Annotated in this window: 16 protein-coding genes and 1 pseudogene; 8 read left to right on the plus strand and 9 right to left on the minus strand. The window is 53.3% G+C overall.

Annotation, left to right across the window (positions count from 1 at the left end; all coding sequences use genetic code 11):
- Window positions 1-128 precede the first annotated feature (128 nt).
- On the plus strand, window positions 129-2,417 hold the full coding sequence (locus FJM65_RS03300; RefSeq protein WP_140619364.1) for a patatin-like phospholipase family protein: 2,289 nt from the start codon (window positions 129-131) through the stop codon (window positions 2,415-2,417).
- 55 nt (window positions 2,418-2,472) lie between these two features.
- Here FJM65_RS03300 and FJM65_RS03305 read toward each other — a convergent pair whose 3' ends face one another.
- The 4 genes from FJM65_RS03305 to FJM65_RS03320 all read right to left on the minus strand — a co-directional run bounded on the left by FJM65_RS03305 (window position 2,473) and on the right by FJM65_RS03320 (window position 5,510).
- Window positions 2,473-3,051, minus strand: a complete 579-nt coding sequence (locus tag FJM65_RS03305) for an AraC family transcriptional regulator (RefSeq protein ID WP_140619366.1) — start codon at window positions 3,049-3,051, stop codon at window positions 2,473-2,475.
- Window positions 3,052-3,219: 168 nt separating this feature from the next.
- Window positions 3,220-4,083: a pirin family protein gene (locus FJM65_RS03310; protein WP_140619368.1), complete on the minus strand. Its 864-nt coding sequence runs from the start codon at window positions 4,081-4,083 to the stop codon at window positions 3,220-3,222.
- 105 nt (window positions 4,084-4,188) lie between these two features.
- Window positions 4,189-4,872 (minus strand): hypothetical protein, encoded by a 684-nt coding sequence (locus tag FJM65_RS03315; RefSeq protein ID WP_140619370.1) that lies wholly within the window; start codon window positions 4,870-4,872, stop codon window positions 4,189-4,191.
- Window positions 4,873-5,009: 137 nt separating this feature from the next.
- Window positions 5,010-5,510 (minus strand): hypothetical protein, encoded by a 501-nt coding sequence (locus FJM65_RS03320; protein WP_140619372.1) that lies wholly within the window; start codon window positions 5,508-5,510, stop codon window positions 5,010-5,012.
- 280 nt (window positions 5,511-5,790) lie between these two features.
- Between FJM65_RS03320 and FJM65_RS03325 the strand changes: the two genes are divergently transcribed.
- Window positions 5,791-5,955, plus strand: coding sequence for a DUF72 domain-containing protein (locus FJM65_RS03325; protein WP_140619374.1), 165 nt, complete (start codon window positions 5,791-5,793; stop codon window positions 5,953-5,955).
- Between the two features lie 31 nt (window positions 5,956-5,986).
- Here the strand turns inward: FJM65_RS03325 and FJM65_RS03330 are convergent, their stop codons facing one another.
- Window positions 5,987-7,120 (minus strand): RNA-guided endonuclease TnpB family protein, encoded by a 1,134-nt coding sequence (locus FJM65_RS03330; RefSeq protein ID WP_140619377.1) that lies wholly within the window; start codon window positions 7,118-7,120, stop codon window positions 5,987-5,989.
- Window positions 7,121-7,227: 107 nt separating this feature from the next.
- On the opposite strand from FJM65_RS03330, the gene FJM65_RS03335 reads away from it, so the two are divergent.
- The 4 genes and pseudogenes from FJM65_RS03335 (at window position 7,228) to FJM65_RS03350 (ending at window position 9,708) form a co-directional block, all read left to right on the plus strand.
- The gene (locus FJM65_RS03335) at window positions 7,228-7,392 is read left to right on the plus strand and encodes a transposase (RefSeq protein ID WP_140619379.1); all 165 of its coding nucleotides are present in this window, start codon (window positions 7,228-7,230) and stop codon (window positions 7,390-7,392) included.
- Between the two features lie 301 nt (window positions 7,393-7,693).
- Window positions 7,694-8,241: pseudogene (locus tag FJM65_RS03340) on the plus strand (DUF72 domain-containing protein).
- Window positions 8,242-8,356: 115 nt separating this feature from the next.
- On the plus strand, window positions 8,357-9,370 hold the full coding sequence (locus FJM65_RS03345; RefSeq protein ID WP_140619381.1) for an NAD(P)/FAD-dependent oxidoreductase: 1,014 nt from the start codon (window positions 8,357-8,359) through the stop codon (window positions 9,368-9,370).
- A 5-nt stretch (window positions 9,371-9,375) separates the two neighbouring features.
- Entirely contained in the window at window positions 9,376-9,708 is a 333-nt protein-coding gene (locus FJM65_RS03350) for a 2Fe-2S iron-sulfur cluster-binding protein (RefSeq protein WP_140619383.1), read from the plus strand.
- A 186-nt stretch (window positions 9,709-9,894) separates the two neighbouring features.
- On the opposite strand, the gene FJM65_RS03355 is transcribed toward FJM65_RS03350, so the two are convergent.
- Together FJM65_RS03355 and FJM65_RS03360 are read right to left on the minus strand one after the other, a co-directional pair.
- Window positions 9,895-10,314, minus strand: coding sequence for a hypothetical protein (locus FJM65_RS03355; RefSeq protein ID WP_140619385.1), 420 nt, complete (start codon window positions 10,312-10,314; stop codon window positions 9,895-9,897).
- Between the two features lie 10 nt (window positions 10,315-10,324).
- Window positions 10,325-11,233: a TIGR02587 family membrane protein gene (locus FJM65_RS03360; RefSeq protein WP_239022806.1), complete on the minus strand. Its 909-nt coding sequence runs from the start codon at window positions 11,231-11,233 to the stop codon at window positions 10,325-10,327.
- Between the two features lie 154 nt (window positions 11,234-11,387).
- Here FJM65_RS03360 and FJM65_RS03365 point away from each other — a divergent pair, with 154 nt between their 5' ends.
- The gene (locus tag FJM65_RS03365) at window positions 11,388-11,678 is read left to right on the plus strand and encodes an outer membrane beta-barrel protein (protein WP_181163625.1); all 291 of its coding nucleotides are present in this window, start codon (window positions 11,388-11,390) and stop codon (window positions 11,676-11,678) included.
- Between the two features lie 452 nt (window positions 11,679-12,130).
- On the opposite strand, the gene FJM65_RS03370 is transcribed toward FJM65_RS03365, so the two are convergent.
- Both FJM65_RS03370 and FJM65_RS03375 read right to left on the minus strand, forming a co-directional pair.
- Window positions 12,131-12,871, minus strand: coding sequence for a (Fe-S)-binding protein (locus FJM65_RS03370; RefSeq protein ID WP_140619389.1), 741 nt, complete (start codon window positions 12,869-12,871; stop codon window positions 12,131-12,133).
- A gap of 3 nt (window positions 12,872-12,874) precedes the next feature.
- Window positions 12,875-13,720: a hydroxymethylglutaryl-CoA lyase gene (locus tag FJM65_RS03375; protein ID WP_140619391.1), complete on the minus strand. Its 846-nt coding sequence runs from the start codon at window positions 13,718-13,720 to the stop codon at window positions 12,875-12,877.
- 142 nt (window positions 13,721-13,862) lie between these two features.
- Between FJM65_RS03375 and FJM65_RS03380 the strand changes: the two genes are divergently transcribed.
- On the plus strand, window positions 13,863-14,711 hold the full coding sequence (locus FJM65_RS03380) for an SDR family NAD(P)-dependent oxidoreductase (protein ID WP_140619393.1): 849 nt from the start codon (window positions 13,863-13,865) through the stop codon (window positions 14,709-14,711).
- Window positions 14,712-14,715 lie beyond the last annotated feature (4 nt).

Raw genomic sequence — 14,715 nt, forward strand, 5'->3', positions numbered from 1 at the left:
TTTCATGTGTTGCCGCCCCTAACGTAGCTTAGCCTCTTACGCAGAATTGTTTATATTTCGGAATCGGTAGCCAAAGTATACTTTTGTGCTTCCACTTACAGTTTTTATATAGTCCCTCTGGCCTTTCTATGAAACATTGCCTCCTCACTTTGCTGCTTCTGCTTAGCGCCCTTGCCCCGGAGAAACTGGCGGCACAGGCACAGCATGCCGGCAGGCGCCCCAAAATTGGGTTGGTGCTAAGTGGAGGAGGAGCCAAAGGCATGGCCCATATTGGTTTTCTGAAGGTGATGGAGGAGGCTGGCATCCGGCCCGATTACATCACCGGCACCAGCATCGGCAGCTTGGTAGGCGCCCTGTACGCCCTTGGCTACAGCGCCAGCCAAATAGAGGCCATTGCACTCGAGCAGGACTGGGAAATGCTGCTAAGCAACCAGGTGCCCCTGAACCAGATTGCGATGGAGGAAAAGGACTACTACGGCCGCTACCTGATGGAGCTGCCGGTAAATGGCCTGAAGATAAGCTTCCCCAGCGGCCTGATAGAAGGCCAGGCCCTGAACAACCTCCTCATCAGGCTCACGCGCGGCGCGCACGGCATCCAGGACTTTAACCACCTGCCTACCCCCTTTGCCTGCGTTGCCACCGACCTGGCCACCGGCGAGAAGGTGGTGCTGCGGCAAGGTTTCCTGCCCGAGGCGATGCGCGCCAGCATGGCCATTCCCACTGTTTTTACGCCGATTAAAATTGATGGCCGCGTGTTGGTTGACGGTGGCCTGGTGCAGAACTTCCCGGTGCAGGAGGCGCTGGACATGGGGGCTGACTACGTGATTGGCGTAAATGTGGGCAGTGGCCTGGAGCCGGAAAAAAACTTAAACTCTATGCTGGATGTGCTGGTGCAGGCAACCTTTTTTACCAGCGCCTCTAACCTGGAAAGCGAGAAGAAAAAAACTGATTTTCTGGTGGATATCTTACCTGCTTTAGAGGGCAAGTATAGCACCGGCAGTTTTACAGACACCGAAGAGATCATCCATATTGGAGAGCAGGTGGCACGGCAGTATGGCGATAGCTTAAGGGCCCTGGCGGTATACTTTAAATCGTTTCAGGAGCCCATGCACCGCCCTGCCATCAGCAACCTGCAGGATTCTGTGCGGATCTCCCGCCTTACCATTAGCGGCTCCAGCACCATGCCCCGGCGCATCGTGCGCCGCCGGCTGCGCCTCAACGAGCAGGAGACAACCACCATCAGCGGCATCGAAGACCGTATCGAGATCCTGTACGGCACCGGGCACTTTAACAAAGTATCCTATGCCATGCTGCCGGCTGATAGTGGCCACCATGTACAGATCAACATGGAGGAAGCAGCCAAGGGAGTGCTTAAGACGGCCATTTTTTATGACTCTGAGAACCGGGCCGGGGCCACGGTGCATTTTATGCGGCGTAACCTGTTTTGGGAGGGCTCCCGGTTTGTAGCTGAGGTGGACCTGGGGCAGAACATCCGCAGCGATGTAAACTACCTGAAGTACATGGGCTACAGGAATCAGATTGCCGCCAAACTGGCCAGCCAGTATTATAGCAACGATATTTCGCTTTTTAACACCAGTGGCAGCAAGGTGGCTATATTGCAGCAAAACATGAACTTGGCGACGCTAGGCTGGCAAACTACCACCAATAACACGTTTACTCTGGGCCAGCAGCTGGAGTATAAACTGGCGCGCCTGTACCCGAAAGTGGCCGGGCAACTGAACCTGGATTCTGTTACGATGAACGTGAACGCCCTGGAGCAGCTGAAGGTCCGAAACTGGTCGTTTTCTACATTTTTCAGGCTGAACACGTTTAACCGCCACTTCTACCCTACCCGCGGCTGGAAAGCGGCCTTACTGGGCAGCTACGTGTTTGGGCAACGCACCACTGTTCGCGCCAATGAGGGCTACGCCTCGCTGCAGCAGGCGTTGGCGCGCCGCAATCCTGACCCATACTTTAAAGTAGCATTGAAAGCCGATGGGGCCGTGCCGCTGCGCCGGAACCTGAGCCTGATGCTGCGGCAAGGCCTGGTGATGTATACGACAAACGATCTGCTAATTGGGGAGGAGATGTTGGTGGGTGGCTATACGTCGGTATTGCCCAACATGCTGGAGTACCGGGCGGCCGAGCCTTTTGCCTATTCTACAGACAATCTCTTGTATACCGGCGTAGGGCTGCAGGCCGCGCTGCGAAAAAAACTATACCTGCAGGCTAGCTCCACCCTCCTCAACACAAGCGTGCTGAACGGCTACCGGACGCTGCGGGGCAAAAGCACCCGGATTGGCTACAGCGCCACCTTAGGCTACCTTACCCACTTTGGCCCCCTCTCAGTGGGGCTGGCGCATGAAAAGCACGCTGATTGGCGCGGTTTTATCAGCCTGGGTTTCCGGCTGCCTTAGCGCACCAAACCGTGGCGATGGATCTAATATACTGGGATTATAAACTGCCAGGCAGTTACTCCTGCACTTTGTCCAGGGTTTTGCGCTTCTGGCTCTTTACCTGTTTAAAGTGGCTTGGTGTAAGGCCGGTTACTTTCTTAAACTGACTGGAGAGGTGCGCCACGCTGCTGTAGCCCAGTTGGTAGGCAATCTCTTTCAGGCTCAGCTCATCATACACCAGCAGCTCCTTTACCCGCTCAATGCGCTGCAGGATTAGGTACTTTTCAATGGTGGTGCCCTCAAAAGAAGAGAACAGTGAGCTAATGTAGTTATAGTCCAGTCCTACTTTCTCGGCAATGTAATCCGACGTGTTGATGTGCAGGTCGTGCTCACCGGCCTGGTGCACCAACTCTATGATGGCCAGCTTTACCTTCTCAATCAGCTGGGTTTTACGATCATCCAGCAACTCAAAGCCATTGCTTTCCAGCACCTCGCGCAGCTGCTCCAGGTTCGGCTCCTTGTCGCCTGCGGCAATCTCCGCCTCCCCCAGCCCAACCTGCAGCACCTGGTAGCCCAGCTTCTGCAGCTCCTCGGCCACTACGCGCTTGCAGCGGTCGCACACCATGTTTTTGATATAGATTTTTTTACTTGCCATATACTTTTACATTGTCCGTTGTCCGGGTCTGACAAACCAAAGAAACAGAATCTCCTGCACATCTGAACACCGACGCAGGATGTTATTTTCATCTTATACTTGCAGGCAATGTTGCTTCTCTATTACCTCTACAACCAGTCCAGGTGCAGGGAACACAAAACCTCACCGTCAATCTTCTATCAGGATGCCGAACTTACCCATGCGGTAATCGCGCATAGCCTGCATCAGTTCTGTCTGGTTGTTCATCACGAAAGGCCCATGCTTGGCTACAGGTTCGTTCAGGGGCTCGCCGGCCAGCAGCAGAGCACGCGTGTCTGCTTTGGCCGTCAGCTGCACGCTGTCTCCATCCTGGTTGAATATTACTTGGTGCAGCCCTTCTACTAAACCATAGCCCGCTACCTGCACAGCGCCGTCCAGCAAGTATAAAAATGCGTTATAAGTCTGCGGGATCGGGAAAGTATAGCTGGCACCGGCCTTCATCTCCAGTCGCAGCACCAGCAACGGCGATTTGGCTTTGATAGGCCCCCTCACCTGCTCCAATGCGCCGGCCACCACTTGTATTCCCACCCCTTCGGCAGTTACGGTGGGCGTGTCAGCGGCCGTAAGCGGAAAGTACTCCGGCTGGTCCATTTTATGAGCTGCGGGCGTGTTTACCCAAAGCTGCACGATCTCCTGCACCCCTCCCCGCTCCAGGATATCCTTTGGGGGCCGCTCGCTGTGCACAATACCCCGCCCCGCGTTCATCCATTGGGTGCCGCCCTCATATACTACGCTGTTATTGCCCCTGGAGTCGCGGTGGTGCACCCCGCCACGGTACACGAACGTAACCGGCGAAAAGCCCCGGTGCGGATGCGGCGCCACGCCTGTTTTGTGGGGTACCACGTGCTCGGGCATGTTGGCTAGGTGGTGGTGCAGCAGCAGGAACGGGTCCACCTGGTCTACCAGCTGCGTCGGGAAAGGCTGCCGCACCGGCATCCCATCCATATCAATGGTCTCGGCGAAAAGCTGGCGGGCTACTGTTCTGTTTTTCATTGTAGGTCTGGTTATACAAATATAAACAGGATCCGGAACCGGAAGTTTGTAGTTGCTGTAAAAACAGCGCAGCACCTGCTGAATGCCAGGTGCTGCGCTGTTTTGTTACCAGTTGGGGTCTTCATTTCTGTAGCCGCCCCTGTCGGTACGGCCGCTCCCCCGGCCCCAGTAGCTTTGCCGCTCGCGTGGGTTTCGGTCGTTGCCCAGGTAGTTTGGCTCGCCCCGGTCGGTGTGGGTGCTTCTGTCGGGGTGCATAGATGCGTTGCTGTGGCCACCGCCGTATCCCGAAGAGGAGACATCGTGCCGGGCATTTCCGCCGCCCCCGCTCATGGCCCCATACTCCGGAGCCCCTCCAAAACTGCCGTGGGCACTGTAGTTCGCGCCTCCAAAGGCCGAGCCGCTGTAGCCGCCCATTCTGCCGGTGCCATATCCTTGCTGCGCGCGTCGTTCCCGCTCCATGCCCTCTCTCCTGTGGTGCTCAGGGCCTGCGGAGCTGCCAAAGCTGCTATAGCCATACCCTTGCCTGATATCATCTAAGTCGTGGCTGCGGCGGCGCGAGTGGCTGTAATAGTTGTCTTCCATGTCATGGTCACGGCTTGGGTAATTTTCGAACCGGTGGGTATCAAAGTCGCGCCTGTCGCGGAAGTCCTGCGCGTTGTTTCCGTTACGGTAGCGGTTCTGATAGTCTCGCCCAAAGTCGCCGTCGCGGGTGTCGCGGTCAAAATCTCTTCTAAAGTTGGCGGCTCCCAGGCCACCATGATAATATTTATCTTCTTGTTCGTCTCTCATAGCTTTTTACGTTAAATTCATACATTGCTTCGCTTTTTAACGAAGTTCCGAAGCGGCGGTTATCCTGATAGAAGATGTATAAACAGAAGGCCCGCCGAATGGCGGGCCTTCTTGAGTTCTTTTTTGCGGCACTAACCTTAGCGCCGGCGGCCATCGTTTTCGCTGTACATCCTTTGGTTTGGCGACCTGAACCGGGGCCGCTCTTCCTGGAGCGCGGGCCTGCTACCAAGCACATTGCTCGCTCTGTCTTTGTCGCGGGTGTTGTAGGTTGCCGCGCCTTTGCCTTCGCGGGCATAGCCGTAGTTATAATCCATAAAGTTGGTGTAAGCGCGGCTGCCGGCAAAGCTGCCGTATGTAGGGCGGTTGCTGTAGTCGGGGAACTCCTCGTACTCTACTTCCCGGCTGGCATTCTGCCTTTTTTCCTTGCCGCCACCTCCAAAGGTAGAAGCGCTAAACTGCCCACGGGCATAGTCGTTGGCGAAGCTCTGGGTGCCATAGTAGTCGTTACCTCGCATACTGCCGTGGTCACGGCCATAGTATAGCGGCCAGTCTTCTTTTTCCCTTAAGGATGTAGGCGCTGGTTTACTGGCACTTTGCCCCCCAAAAGCCTTGCTCTGATTTGAATAGTTTGAGTCCATGTGGATGCGCAATTATAAGTTCTACCTACTCTTTTAAACGTCCTATACGGCAGCTTGTTCTGCTACTTACTCTTTAATTTGGGCATTCTACCCTTATTTTTTTAGTATTCAATCTATATATATTCCCTATATTGATCGCGTAGCGCTCTATTTACGTATGCTATAGGATCTTTTTGCTGCTATGCTTCTATTAAAAGCAGATAAAGATTGCAGCGATTTTACGTTCTGCCTGCTGTGAACCATCATCTTGTGCCTGGGGTATACTTCAACTAAAAAGTTAATGGAGTATCAGATTCACATTGACACATCCGGCTGGCATTACAAACACTGGGTGGGCACCTTTTACCCGGCAGGAACCTCGCAGCGGGAGTTTACCGGGTACTACACGCGCTTGTTCCGTACGGTGGAAATCAACAACTCGTTCTGTGAACTACCGCTACCTTGAAGGGGTCGCGGCTTGGTAAGCAACGCTCAGTCTATTGACTCACGTTAACGCTTGCAGGTTGGTTCCTCAACCCGAATGCCTTTATATTTATCGCTGCATTCACATCCCTGTCGTGAGTGGTTGCGCATTTAACGCACGTCCACTCACGATGATGCAGCTTCAACTCCTGCTGGATAGCACCGCAGGCAGAGCATAACTTGCTACTTGGTTCGAATCTACCGATGTACTTAATATTCTTACCATACCACTCAGCCTTGTAGTTCAGCATTGTCTCGAACTTGTGCCACCCGACCTCACCGATAGCCAGCGCCAGCTTGCGGTTCTTCATCATACCGGCAATGTTGAGGTCTTCCAAAACCACCGTATCATACTGCTTGATTAACTGTGTGGATACTTTGTGCAGGTAGTCCTCACGCTGGTTGGCTATGCGCTCGTGCAGCCTGGCAACGACCAGCTTCTGTTTGTGGTAGTTACTGGATTGCGCTTTGACGCCTTTCCTGAACCTACGGCTCAGGGTGCGTTGTTCGGTTCTTAACCTTTTCAGGTTGGTTCTCAGCGTTCTGATATTCTCGAAAGAGGAGCCAGCAGATAGCGTGGCAAAGGACCTTACGCCCATATCCACTCCAACCGTTGTCTCTTCGTTCACTGGTTTCTTCGCCGGCATGCTCGCTTGGTTCTCGACAAGGATGCTCACGAAGTACCTGCCCGTGTTGGTCTTGCTGACCGTAACGGTTTTAATCTGGCCCTCAAACTTTCGGTGCAGTACCGCAGATACGTTTTTGAGTTTAGGGAGGAAGACGGTGTTGTGCTCGAAGTCTACCCTCACGCCTTGCGGAAACTGAATGGATTGTTTGCTGTACCTGTTCTTGAACCTGGGAAAGCCACCGCCCTTAAAGAAAGAGGAGTAGGCCTTGTCAAGGTTCCTGAGTGACATCTGCAAGGTCTGCGAAGGGCATTCAGTCAGCCACGAGGCATCGGTGTCTTTCAACTCCTTCAACTGATTTACAAGGTCGATGCAGCTCAGGTTTTTCCTGGCTTGCAGCCAAGCCGCTATCTTTGTTTCCAGTCCCAGGTTATACACGAAGCGGCAGCTGCCAAAGAACCTTTGGAGCTGTTCCTGCTGCTCAGGCGTAGGCAGCATTGCGTATTTGTAGGACCTCAGCATGTGTGCACAAAGATACGCTATTTAGAGTTACAACAGGCTGTCTACAAGCACGTTTATTGTACGGTGGCAGGAAAAAGGCCTCCCTCTCCCAAAACCATTCTAAGTTCATGATGAAGCTACTTTTCGCATGTGTGGTCAGGTACCGAAAGAAGCTGTTGAACGGTTCTATCCCTGACGACCCGTGGCAGAATATCCAGGAGGCAAGCCAGCAGAAAGGCTATCGCGTTGACGCTATGCAGCGCGATGGTAACCACCTGCATGTTATGCTTTGACATTGGCCCCATGGTTTCAGCGTTGGATGTATCTCACCAGCTAAAACAAATCAGCACGTACAGGATTTACAAGAAGTACCGAAGCTACCTGAAAAATCATTTCTGGAAAGAACACACTGTGGTCTGATGGTAAATCGGCTGCTCAGCTGGTGAGGCCAGCAACGAGATTATCCAAAAGTCAGGGGGTGGCTGAACGTGGTAGTGTTCGTTTACATGAGGGTGTCTTGAAAGGGATCGGGGTTTTAAGCTCAAATTGATAAATTACCCTCTCCGTTCCACTTTTGCCAACTGGCGCAAGTCCGTGCCTCCGGATTATATCTTTTCGGTAAAGGCCAGCCGCTACATCACACACATGAAAAGCTGCTGGACCCGCAGGAGCCCCTCCTTCGATTCTTCGAAGCGGCCAACGCGCTGGAGCATACGTTGGGACCTATACTTTTTCAACTGCCACCGGGGTGGAAAGTTAACGGTGCACGGCTGCGCGATTTTCTGGCTCACCTGCCACCCTACTTCAAGTATACTTTTGAATTCAGGCACGCCAGCTGGTACATGCCGGAAGTTTTAGACATGCTCCGAAAACATAATGCCGCTTTTTGTATTTATGAACTGGACGGGCACATGTCGCCGCTGCACGTTACCGCAGATTTTGTGTATGTGCGCCTGCACGGTCCTAACGGAAAGTATGCCGGCTCCTATTCGGAGGAGGCACTGCAGTGGTGGGCGCAGCAGTGCCTAGGGTGGCAGCGGAAGGGCTTGCAAGTATACCTTTACTTCGACAACGATCAGCTGGGCTACGCCGCTTTCAACGCCCTGCGGCTGCAGGAGCTTGTGCAGGCAAAACAAATATAAAGCCCGGTGCTAGAATGGCACTTTTTTCACTTAAAAACCTTATAAAAACTTATGGAAGCTGCCGCATGGTGGCTACCTTTACCCCAGTAGTTTAACATTAATCCAACTAAAAACCATGGATAACATAACAACGGATATATGCATTGTGGGCGCGGGCCCGGTGGGGCTGTTTGCCGTGTTTGAGGCAGGCCTTCTCAAGATGCGTTGCCACGTGGTAGACGCGCTTCCTGCCGTTGGCGGGCAGCTGTCTGAGATATACCCTAAAAAACCGATCTATGATATACCCGGTTTCCCGGAAGTGCTGGCCGGCGACCTGGTAAAGAACCTGGAGCAGCAGATTGCACCATTTCACCCAACCTTTACGCTGGGTGAGCGCGTGGAGGACCTGGAGAAACAGGAGGACGGCTCTTTTATCGTCCGTACGGTGGAGGGCACCGAGATAGCCTGTAAGGTGGTGGTGATAGCTGGCGGGCTTGGCTCATTTGAGCCGCGCAAGCCTGCTATCGAGCGCCTGGAGAAGTATGAGAAGAAAGGCGTGGAGTACATGGTGCGCGACCCCGAGGTTTTCCGGGACAAGCGCGTGGTGCTGGCCGGCGGCGGCGACTCTGCCCTCGACTGGACGATATACCTGGCTGGCTTGTGCAAAGAGCTCACACTGGTGCACCGCGGCACTTCATTCCGGGGCGCGCCCGAGTCGGCGGCCAAGGTGGTCAGTATGGCAGAAGAAGGCCAGATCAAGCTCATCCTGAAATCGAACGTATCAGAGGTGCAAGGCGAAGAAGCGCTGGAGGCAGTTACCGTGATGGTAGACAACAAGGAGCCTTACCGCATCGACACCGACTATTTTATCCCGCTCTTCGGTCTGGTGCCAAAGCTAGGCCCGATCGAGAACTGGGGCCTGGAGCTGGACAAGAACGCCATCGTGGTAAACACAGAGGACTACTCCACTAACATACCGGGCGTATACGCCATCGGCGACATCAACACCTATCCTGGCAAGCTCAAGCTTATCCTTTGCGGCTTCCACGAGTCTGCCCTGATGGCCCAGAGCGCCTACAACATCATTTACCCGGATAAAAAATTTGTATTGAAGTATACCACCGTTAACGGTATACAGGAACTACAGTAACAGAAATGAAAGACGCAATTAATATATATGTAGAGCAGGAAAACGGCGAGCGCGTGGAGCTGGAGGCCCCGCTGGACATGAACCTATCGGTCATGGAAGTGCTGAAAGCAAACGAGTTTCCGATACAGGCGGTTTGCGGCGGGATGGCCATTTGCGCCACCTGCCATGTAGAGGTACTGCAAAGCGGCGCCAGCGGCGAGCTGCCCGAGATGAACGACGATGAAGCCTACATGCTCGAAACGCTGCCACACGCTACTGACGCCAGCCGGCTTTCGTGCCAGCTACGCGTAAACCCCGACCTGGACGGGCTGGTGGTGCGCATTATGCCGGAGGCGTAGTTTATACTTCGGATTTTATACTTCGGGAAAAGGCGCTGCTGCGGTAGCGCCTTTTTCTTTTTTAGGAGGATATGGTTCGATACTTCCAATGATCCATATCTCCTCCTGCACCCTTGCCCATACAAGGCGGATATTTGTCTGTAGACCTCCCTCCCATTGTTAAGCGTTTACTGAGGCAAAATATACTTAAGGCCGCTTATAGCTCACCACCTTTACTTTCACCGTGTCTGCCAATGTGGGGTCTTTGTCAAAATTCACCCACCCCTCCCGCATCGACTCCTGCGGAGCAAACGGAAAGTCCAGGTCAGCCGTCTCAATGGCTTCCCCTCCTACCTGCACCTCCACCTCCAGCTTAACCTGCTCTGCGGTCTCACCGCCTTTGTTGTGCAGCACCACGCGGTAACGGTAAGGCGCGTACCGGCTGGGATCCGGGTAGCTCTCAGCTACCAAGTCCGGGGAGGAGGTTTTACGGTGATAGGTCTGGTACACCAGGTACCCGATGATACTGAGCACCAACAGCAAGCCCACGCTAAACACCAGCCACTCAAACCAGTTTTTACGGTCTTTGATATCGTTAATGTCCTCTTCTTGTTTTTGATCACCCATAAAAACAGCTTTATTTGATAAGCAGCCGACCTGCGGAGGCCCCCAGCGAGGTAAGTACGCCCAACGTTATACTTTGGCTAAAGCCCACCCAGAAACTTACGCCTGTAAACTTGCCGAAAAACCACAGCATGAAAGCCGCCGCCATCAACCCCACCAGGTAACTGATGCAAGTGTCGAAGATGAAGTTGTAGAGCTGCCCGGTGGTATTCTCCGTGGCTTTGCCTTTGATATCGCTAAAGTATAGAATGACGGCACTGAGCGTCAGGGACACCAGCGCCATCGTCAGGATATTGCCCGCCGTGGAGTCTAAGGCAATTTGAATCACCTCCTCGGTTGGCGCAACGTTGCCTCCTACCAAAATGGCCCCGCAGAGTGCCAGCACCGCGCTGCCCAACCTCGACCTGTAAAGGGAGTCCTTATGCTCCCGCTCCGCCTGCTCCTTCTGCCGCTGCTCTGTGAGCTGGTCTGCATCTGTGTCGCCCTCGTTTGCGCCCAACTGGGCCGTGCCCACCGACACGCCAATGGACACAGCCATGGCCTCAATGATCACCTTTCCCATCAACTCATCCGTAGACATCTGCCCGAACTCGATTTGGTTGAGCATGAGCAACACGGCAAACGAGAGTAGCAGGCCAATCCCCATCTCCTCCACCGAGTCCACCATCACGCTGCGCCACGACACATCGGGCCGCATGCCGGCAAAACGGTTATAGCCCAGCAACAGCAGGTAGGTAACGGCCACTAAGAGCAGCAGCTGCTGCGGTGAGGCCGTAAACCCGGCCCACCATACTTCCATCGTATACAGCAGCGGAAAACTGAACAGCAGGCCGCCTGTAATGCCTCGCGCATACTCCTTCAGCGACTGCCGCAGCGGCCGGTTATTGCTCGTTACCTTCTGTTTATGACTTATGCCCGCCACTCCTGAATATTTTGAGGCTTATACGGCTTTGTGGCAATTGGGGCTGCTTATATTATGGTTTATGATTGGACAGAAGTATGGGGAAGGCTAATTTACTTTGTTAGATATAAATATTTATATACTTTTATGATTACTAACTTTAATGAAAACAAACATGAAGAAACTTTTAGCTGCCGCAGTATTCACACTGCTTGGCACAGGTGCCTTTGCGCAGACGTCTCAGGGAACAGTTAAGTTATCCGGTTCACTTGGTTTCAACAGTACTAGCAGGGATGACAACATTAATCAAAAAAGCAACAGTTTTAACATTGGTCCATCAATAGGTTACTTTATAAAGGATAACTTAGCTGTAGGAATGGGGGCTGAGGTATTCGCGGGAAACTTCCGAATCAACAGAAATTTATTATGGAAATCACCCTGGCGGGCCTTACTCTTTCCCATTTAATGTTGAATCCACTACGAACGGGTATCACGTAAATCCATTTATCACAAAATACTTCAGCTTAACTGAGAAAATATTTTTTACAGGGAGCGGCTCTATTGGATTCGGCAAGTCGAAAACTATATCCGAGTATGAAGGCGATACACAAAATCGTGAGAGTATCAACAGCACCTTTAGGACAGGAGTGTCGCCGGGAATCTCTTTCTTTCCCACTTCCAAGTTTGGGTTGTCTGCCTCCTTTGGTTTCTTGGGCTATACTCAAAACAAGACTGAACTTAAACTTGAACAGAATACAGATTATAAAAACTCTGAGTTCGGACTGAATCTAAACAGCAGCTCTTTGAACTTTGGGCTAAGCTACTTCATCAGCCGCTAAGCAAGTATAACACCCACAAAAAAGGCCTGCGCAAGTATAGTTTGCGCAGGCCTTTATACTTTCTAAGTATGCTGTATACTTACCAGCCGCTGGCCAGCACGTCGGCAATGTGCATGGTTTTGATCGGCTTGTTCTGCTTTTTAATGTAGGCATCCAGGTGCATCAGGCAGCTGCTGTCGGTGGAGACGATGTAGTTGGCGCCGGTGGCGAGGGCATTGTCCACCTTCTGTTCGGCCATGGCCGAGGAGATCGCCTCGAACTTCACGGCAAAGGTGCCCCCAAAGCCGCAGCAGGTTTCACTATCCTCCATTTCCACCAGCTCCAGGCCCTGCACATGGCTCAGCAATTCCCTGGGCCCGGCCTTGATGCCGCACTCGCGCAGGGCGCTGCAGGAGTCGTGGTAGGTAAACTTGCCCGGCAGCGAGGCGCCTTCAATTCGTGTAATGCCCAGCACATCGGTCAAAAACTCCGTCAGCTCATACACCTTCTTTTGCATGGCCCTGTACTTTACCAGCTTCGACGACTTCACAAAAATATCCTGGTAGGCGTTGCGCACCATACCCACACAGGAGGCAGAAGGGGCCACAATGTAGTGGGAGGTTTCGTTGGAGAAATCATCCAGAAACTTATCGGCCACCTCACGCGCCTCGTTAAAAAAACCGGCGTTAAAGGCGGGCTGTCCGCAGCAGGTCTGGTTGGGGTTGTAGCGCACTTCGCAGCCTACCTTCTCCAGCACCTTCACCATGTTCATGGCCGTATCCGGAAAGAGCTGGTCCACGAAGCACGGCACGAATATATTTACTATTGTTCTGCTTGCCATAAACTATAGAAAAACAGCTCCCGACTCGGCCATCGCGGCTTGCAGGGCGTCTTTGTTGAGGCCCAAATTTAAGCCTTTATTTTCGAAGAAGCTCACCAAATTTTCAGTAGGCATATTGCCAACCAGCTCATCTTTGGCCATGGGGCAACCGCCATAGCCGCGCAGGGCACCGTCGTAGCGGCGGCAGCCCGCCTGGTATGCGGCCTCTACTTTTTCCTGCCAGGTAGTGGGCGTGGTGTGCAGGTGCGCCCCAAATTCTATCTGCTCGAAAGCCGGGATCAGGTGGCTGAACAGGTAGGTGATGTTCTCCGGCGTGGCCACCCCCACCGTATCCGACAGCGAGACGATCTTTACCTGCAGTTTGTCCAGCTCCTCTACAAACCGGATCACTGTTTCCACATCCCAGGGGTCGTTATACGGATTGCCAAAGCCCATGGAAATGTAGGTGACAAGCGTTTTATCATACTTCTGGCACGTGTTCTGGATCTCGGCCAGCTGCTGCAAAGCCTGGGCTATACTTTTGTTGGTGTTGCGCTGCTGAAACGTCTCCGACACCGACAGCGGGAAGCCCAGGTAATCTATCTGCGCATACTTGGCCGCATCCTCGGCCCCGCGCGAGTTAGCGATAATGGCGAGCAGTTTAGAGGCTGAGTGCTCCAACTCCAGCCGCTCCAGCACCTCTGCCGTGTCGCGCATCTGGGGGATGGCTTTTGGCGATACAAAGCTGCCGAAGTCGATCGTGTCGAAGCCGACCTGCAGCAGTTGGTTGATATACTTCGCCTTTACATCGGTTGGGATAAACGCCTGTATGCCTTGCATTGCATCGCGGGGACATTCAATAATTTTCATAGACAGGTGATAGTTAAAAGCAGGTTTACTCAAAGGTACAGCTATGCGTTCACTAAAAAAATGTTGCCTCTACTTTGATTTATACTTTAAATCAGATACATTTTATGGAGCCTTTTTACCGTTACAACAACCTCCACAGCACATGACACACATCCGCCAAGCTATTGTTTTGGTAACAGGGGGCGCCTCCGGCATCGGAAAGCTGATGGCAGAAGGCTGCCTGCAGCGCGGGGCCAGCCACCTCATCATCTGGGACAATAACTCTAAAGCCCTGCAGGAGGTTACACAAGCGCTGCAGCAAGCCGGCTATCGGGCGACAGGCATGGCCGTAGACGTGTCTGACACGGCGGAGGTGGAGGCGGCGGCGCAGGAGGTGATCGGTCAGTCGGGCGTGCCGCACATTCTGTTCAACAATGCCGGCGTAGTAGTAGGCAAGCGCTTTGAGGAGCACAGCTACGAAGAAATCCGGCGAACCCTGAACGTGAACACCCTGGGCGTCATGGCTGTAGCCAAGGCTTTTTTACCCGGCATGATCGCGCGGGGGAGCGGGCACATCGTCAATATCTCCTCGGCTGCCGGCCTGCTGCCCAACCCGCGCATGAGCGTGTACGCTGCCAGCAAATGGGCAGTGCTGGGCTGGTCGGAGAGCCTGCGGCTGGAGCTGGAGGACTTGCACAAGGACCTGCACGTTACCACCGTTACCCCGAGCTACATCGATACCGGTATGTTTGCCGGCGTTACGGCGCCATTTCTCACTCCCATTCTAAAGCCCGAAAAAATTGTTAAAAGCATACTGGATGCCGTTGAAAAAAACGGCATCATACTTCGTAGCCCCTCCATTGTGCACCTGCTACCCCTACTTCGCGGCCTTTTACCAACCCGGCTCTTCGATAAGATCGTAGGACGCGGCTTTAACGTATACACCTCTATGGACCACTTTGCAGGGCGCCCTGCTCCGGAGGCTGTTCCAGGTAACCCTCACACTTCTTAACGCA

This window comes from Pontibacter mangrovi (genome assembly GCF_006385705.1).
Taxonomy (GTDB): domain Bacteria; phylum Bacteroidota; class Bacteroidia; order Cytophagales; family Hymenobacteraceae; genus Pontibacter; species Pontibacter mangrovi.

Bases quoted from the DNA above. Each gene is read 5' to 3' on its own strand.
- FJM65_RS03300 (WP_140619364.1), top strand. From the start codon at position 129: ATGAAACATTGCCTCCTCACTTTGCTGCTTCTGCTTAGCGCCCTTGCC.
- FJM65_RS03305 (WP_140619366.1), bottom strand. From the start codon at position 3,051: ATGGCAAGTAAAAAAATCTATATCAAAAACATGGTGTGCGACCGCTGC.
- FJM65_RS03310 (WP_140619368.1), bottom strand. From the start codon at position 4,083: ATGAAAAACAGAACAGTAGCCCGCCAGCTTTTCGCCGAGACCATTGAT.
- FJM65_RS03315 (WP_140619370.1), bottom strand. From the start codon at position 4,872: ATGAGAGACGAACAAGAAGATAAATATTATCATGGTGGCCTGGGAGCC.
- FJM65_RS03320 (WP_140619372.1), bottom strand. From the start codon at position 5,510: ATGGACTCAAACTATTCAAATCAGAGCAAGGCTTTTGGGGGGCAAAGT.
- FJM65_RS03325 (WP_140619374.1), top strand. From the start codon at position 5,791: ATGGAGTATCAGATTCACATTGACACATCCGGCTGGCATTACAAACAC.
- FJM65_RS03330 (WP_140619377.1), bottom strand. From the start codon at position 7,120: ATGCTGAGGTCCTACAAATACGCAATGCTGCCTACGCCTGAGCAGCAG.
- FJM65_RS03335 (WP_140619379.1), top strand. From the start codon at position 7,228: ATGATGAAGCTACTTTTCGCATGTGTGGTCAGGTACCGAAAGAAGCTG.
- FJM65_RS03345 (WP_140619381.1), top strand. From the start codon at position 8,357: ATGGATAACATAACAACGGATATATGCATTGTGGGCGCGGGCCCGGTG.
- FJM65_RS03350 (WP_140619383.1), top strand. From the start codon at position 9,376: ATGAAAGACGCAATTAATATATATGTAGAGCAGGAAAACGGCGAGCGC.
- FJM65_RS03355 (WP_140619385.1), bottom strand. From the start codon at position 10,314: ATGGGTGATCAAAAACAAGAAGAGGACATTAACGATATCAAAGACCGT.
- FJM65_RS03365 (WP_181163625.1), top strand. From the start codon at position 11,388: ATGAAGAAACTTTTAGCTGCCGCAGTATTCACACTGCTTGGCACAGGT.
- FJM65_RS03370 (WP_140619389.1), bottom strand. From the start codon at position 12,871: ATGGCAAGCAGAACAATAGTAAATATATTCGTGCCGTGCTTCGTGGAC.
- FJM65_RS03375 (WP_140619391.1), bottom strand. From the start codon at position 13,720: ATGAAAATTATTGAATGTCCCCGCGATGCAATGCAAGGCATACAGGCG.
- FJM65_RS03380 (WP_140619393.1), top strand. From the start codon at position 13,863: ATGACACACATCCGCCAAGCTATTGTTTTGGTAACAGGGGGCGCCTCC.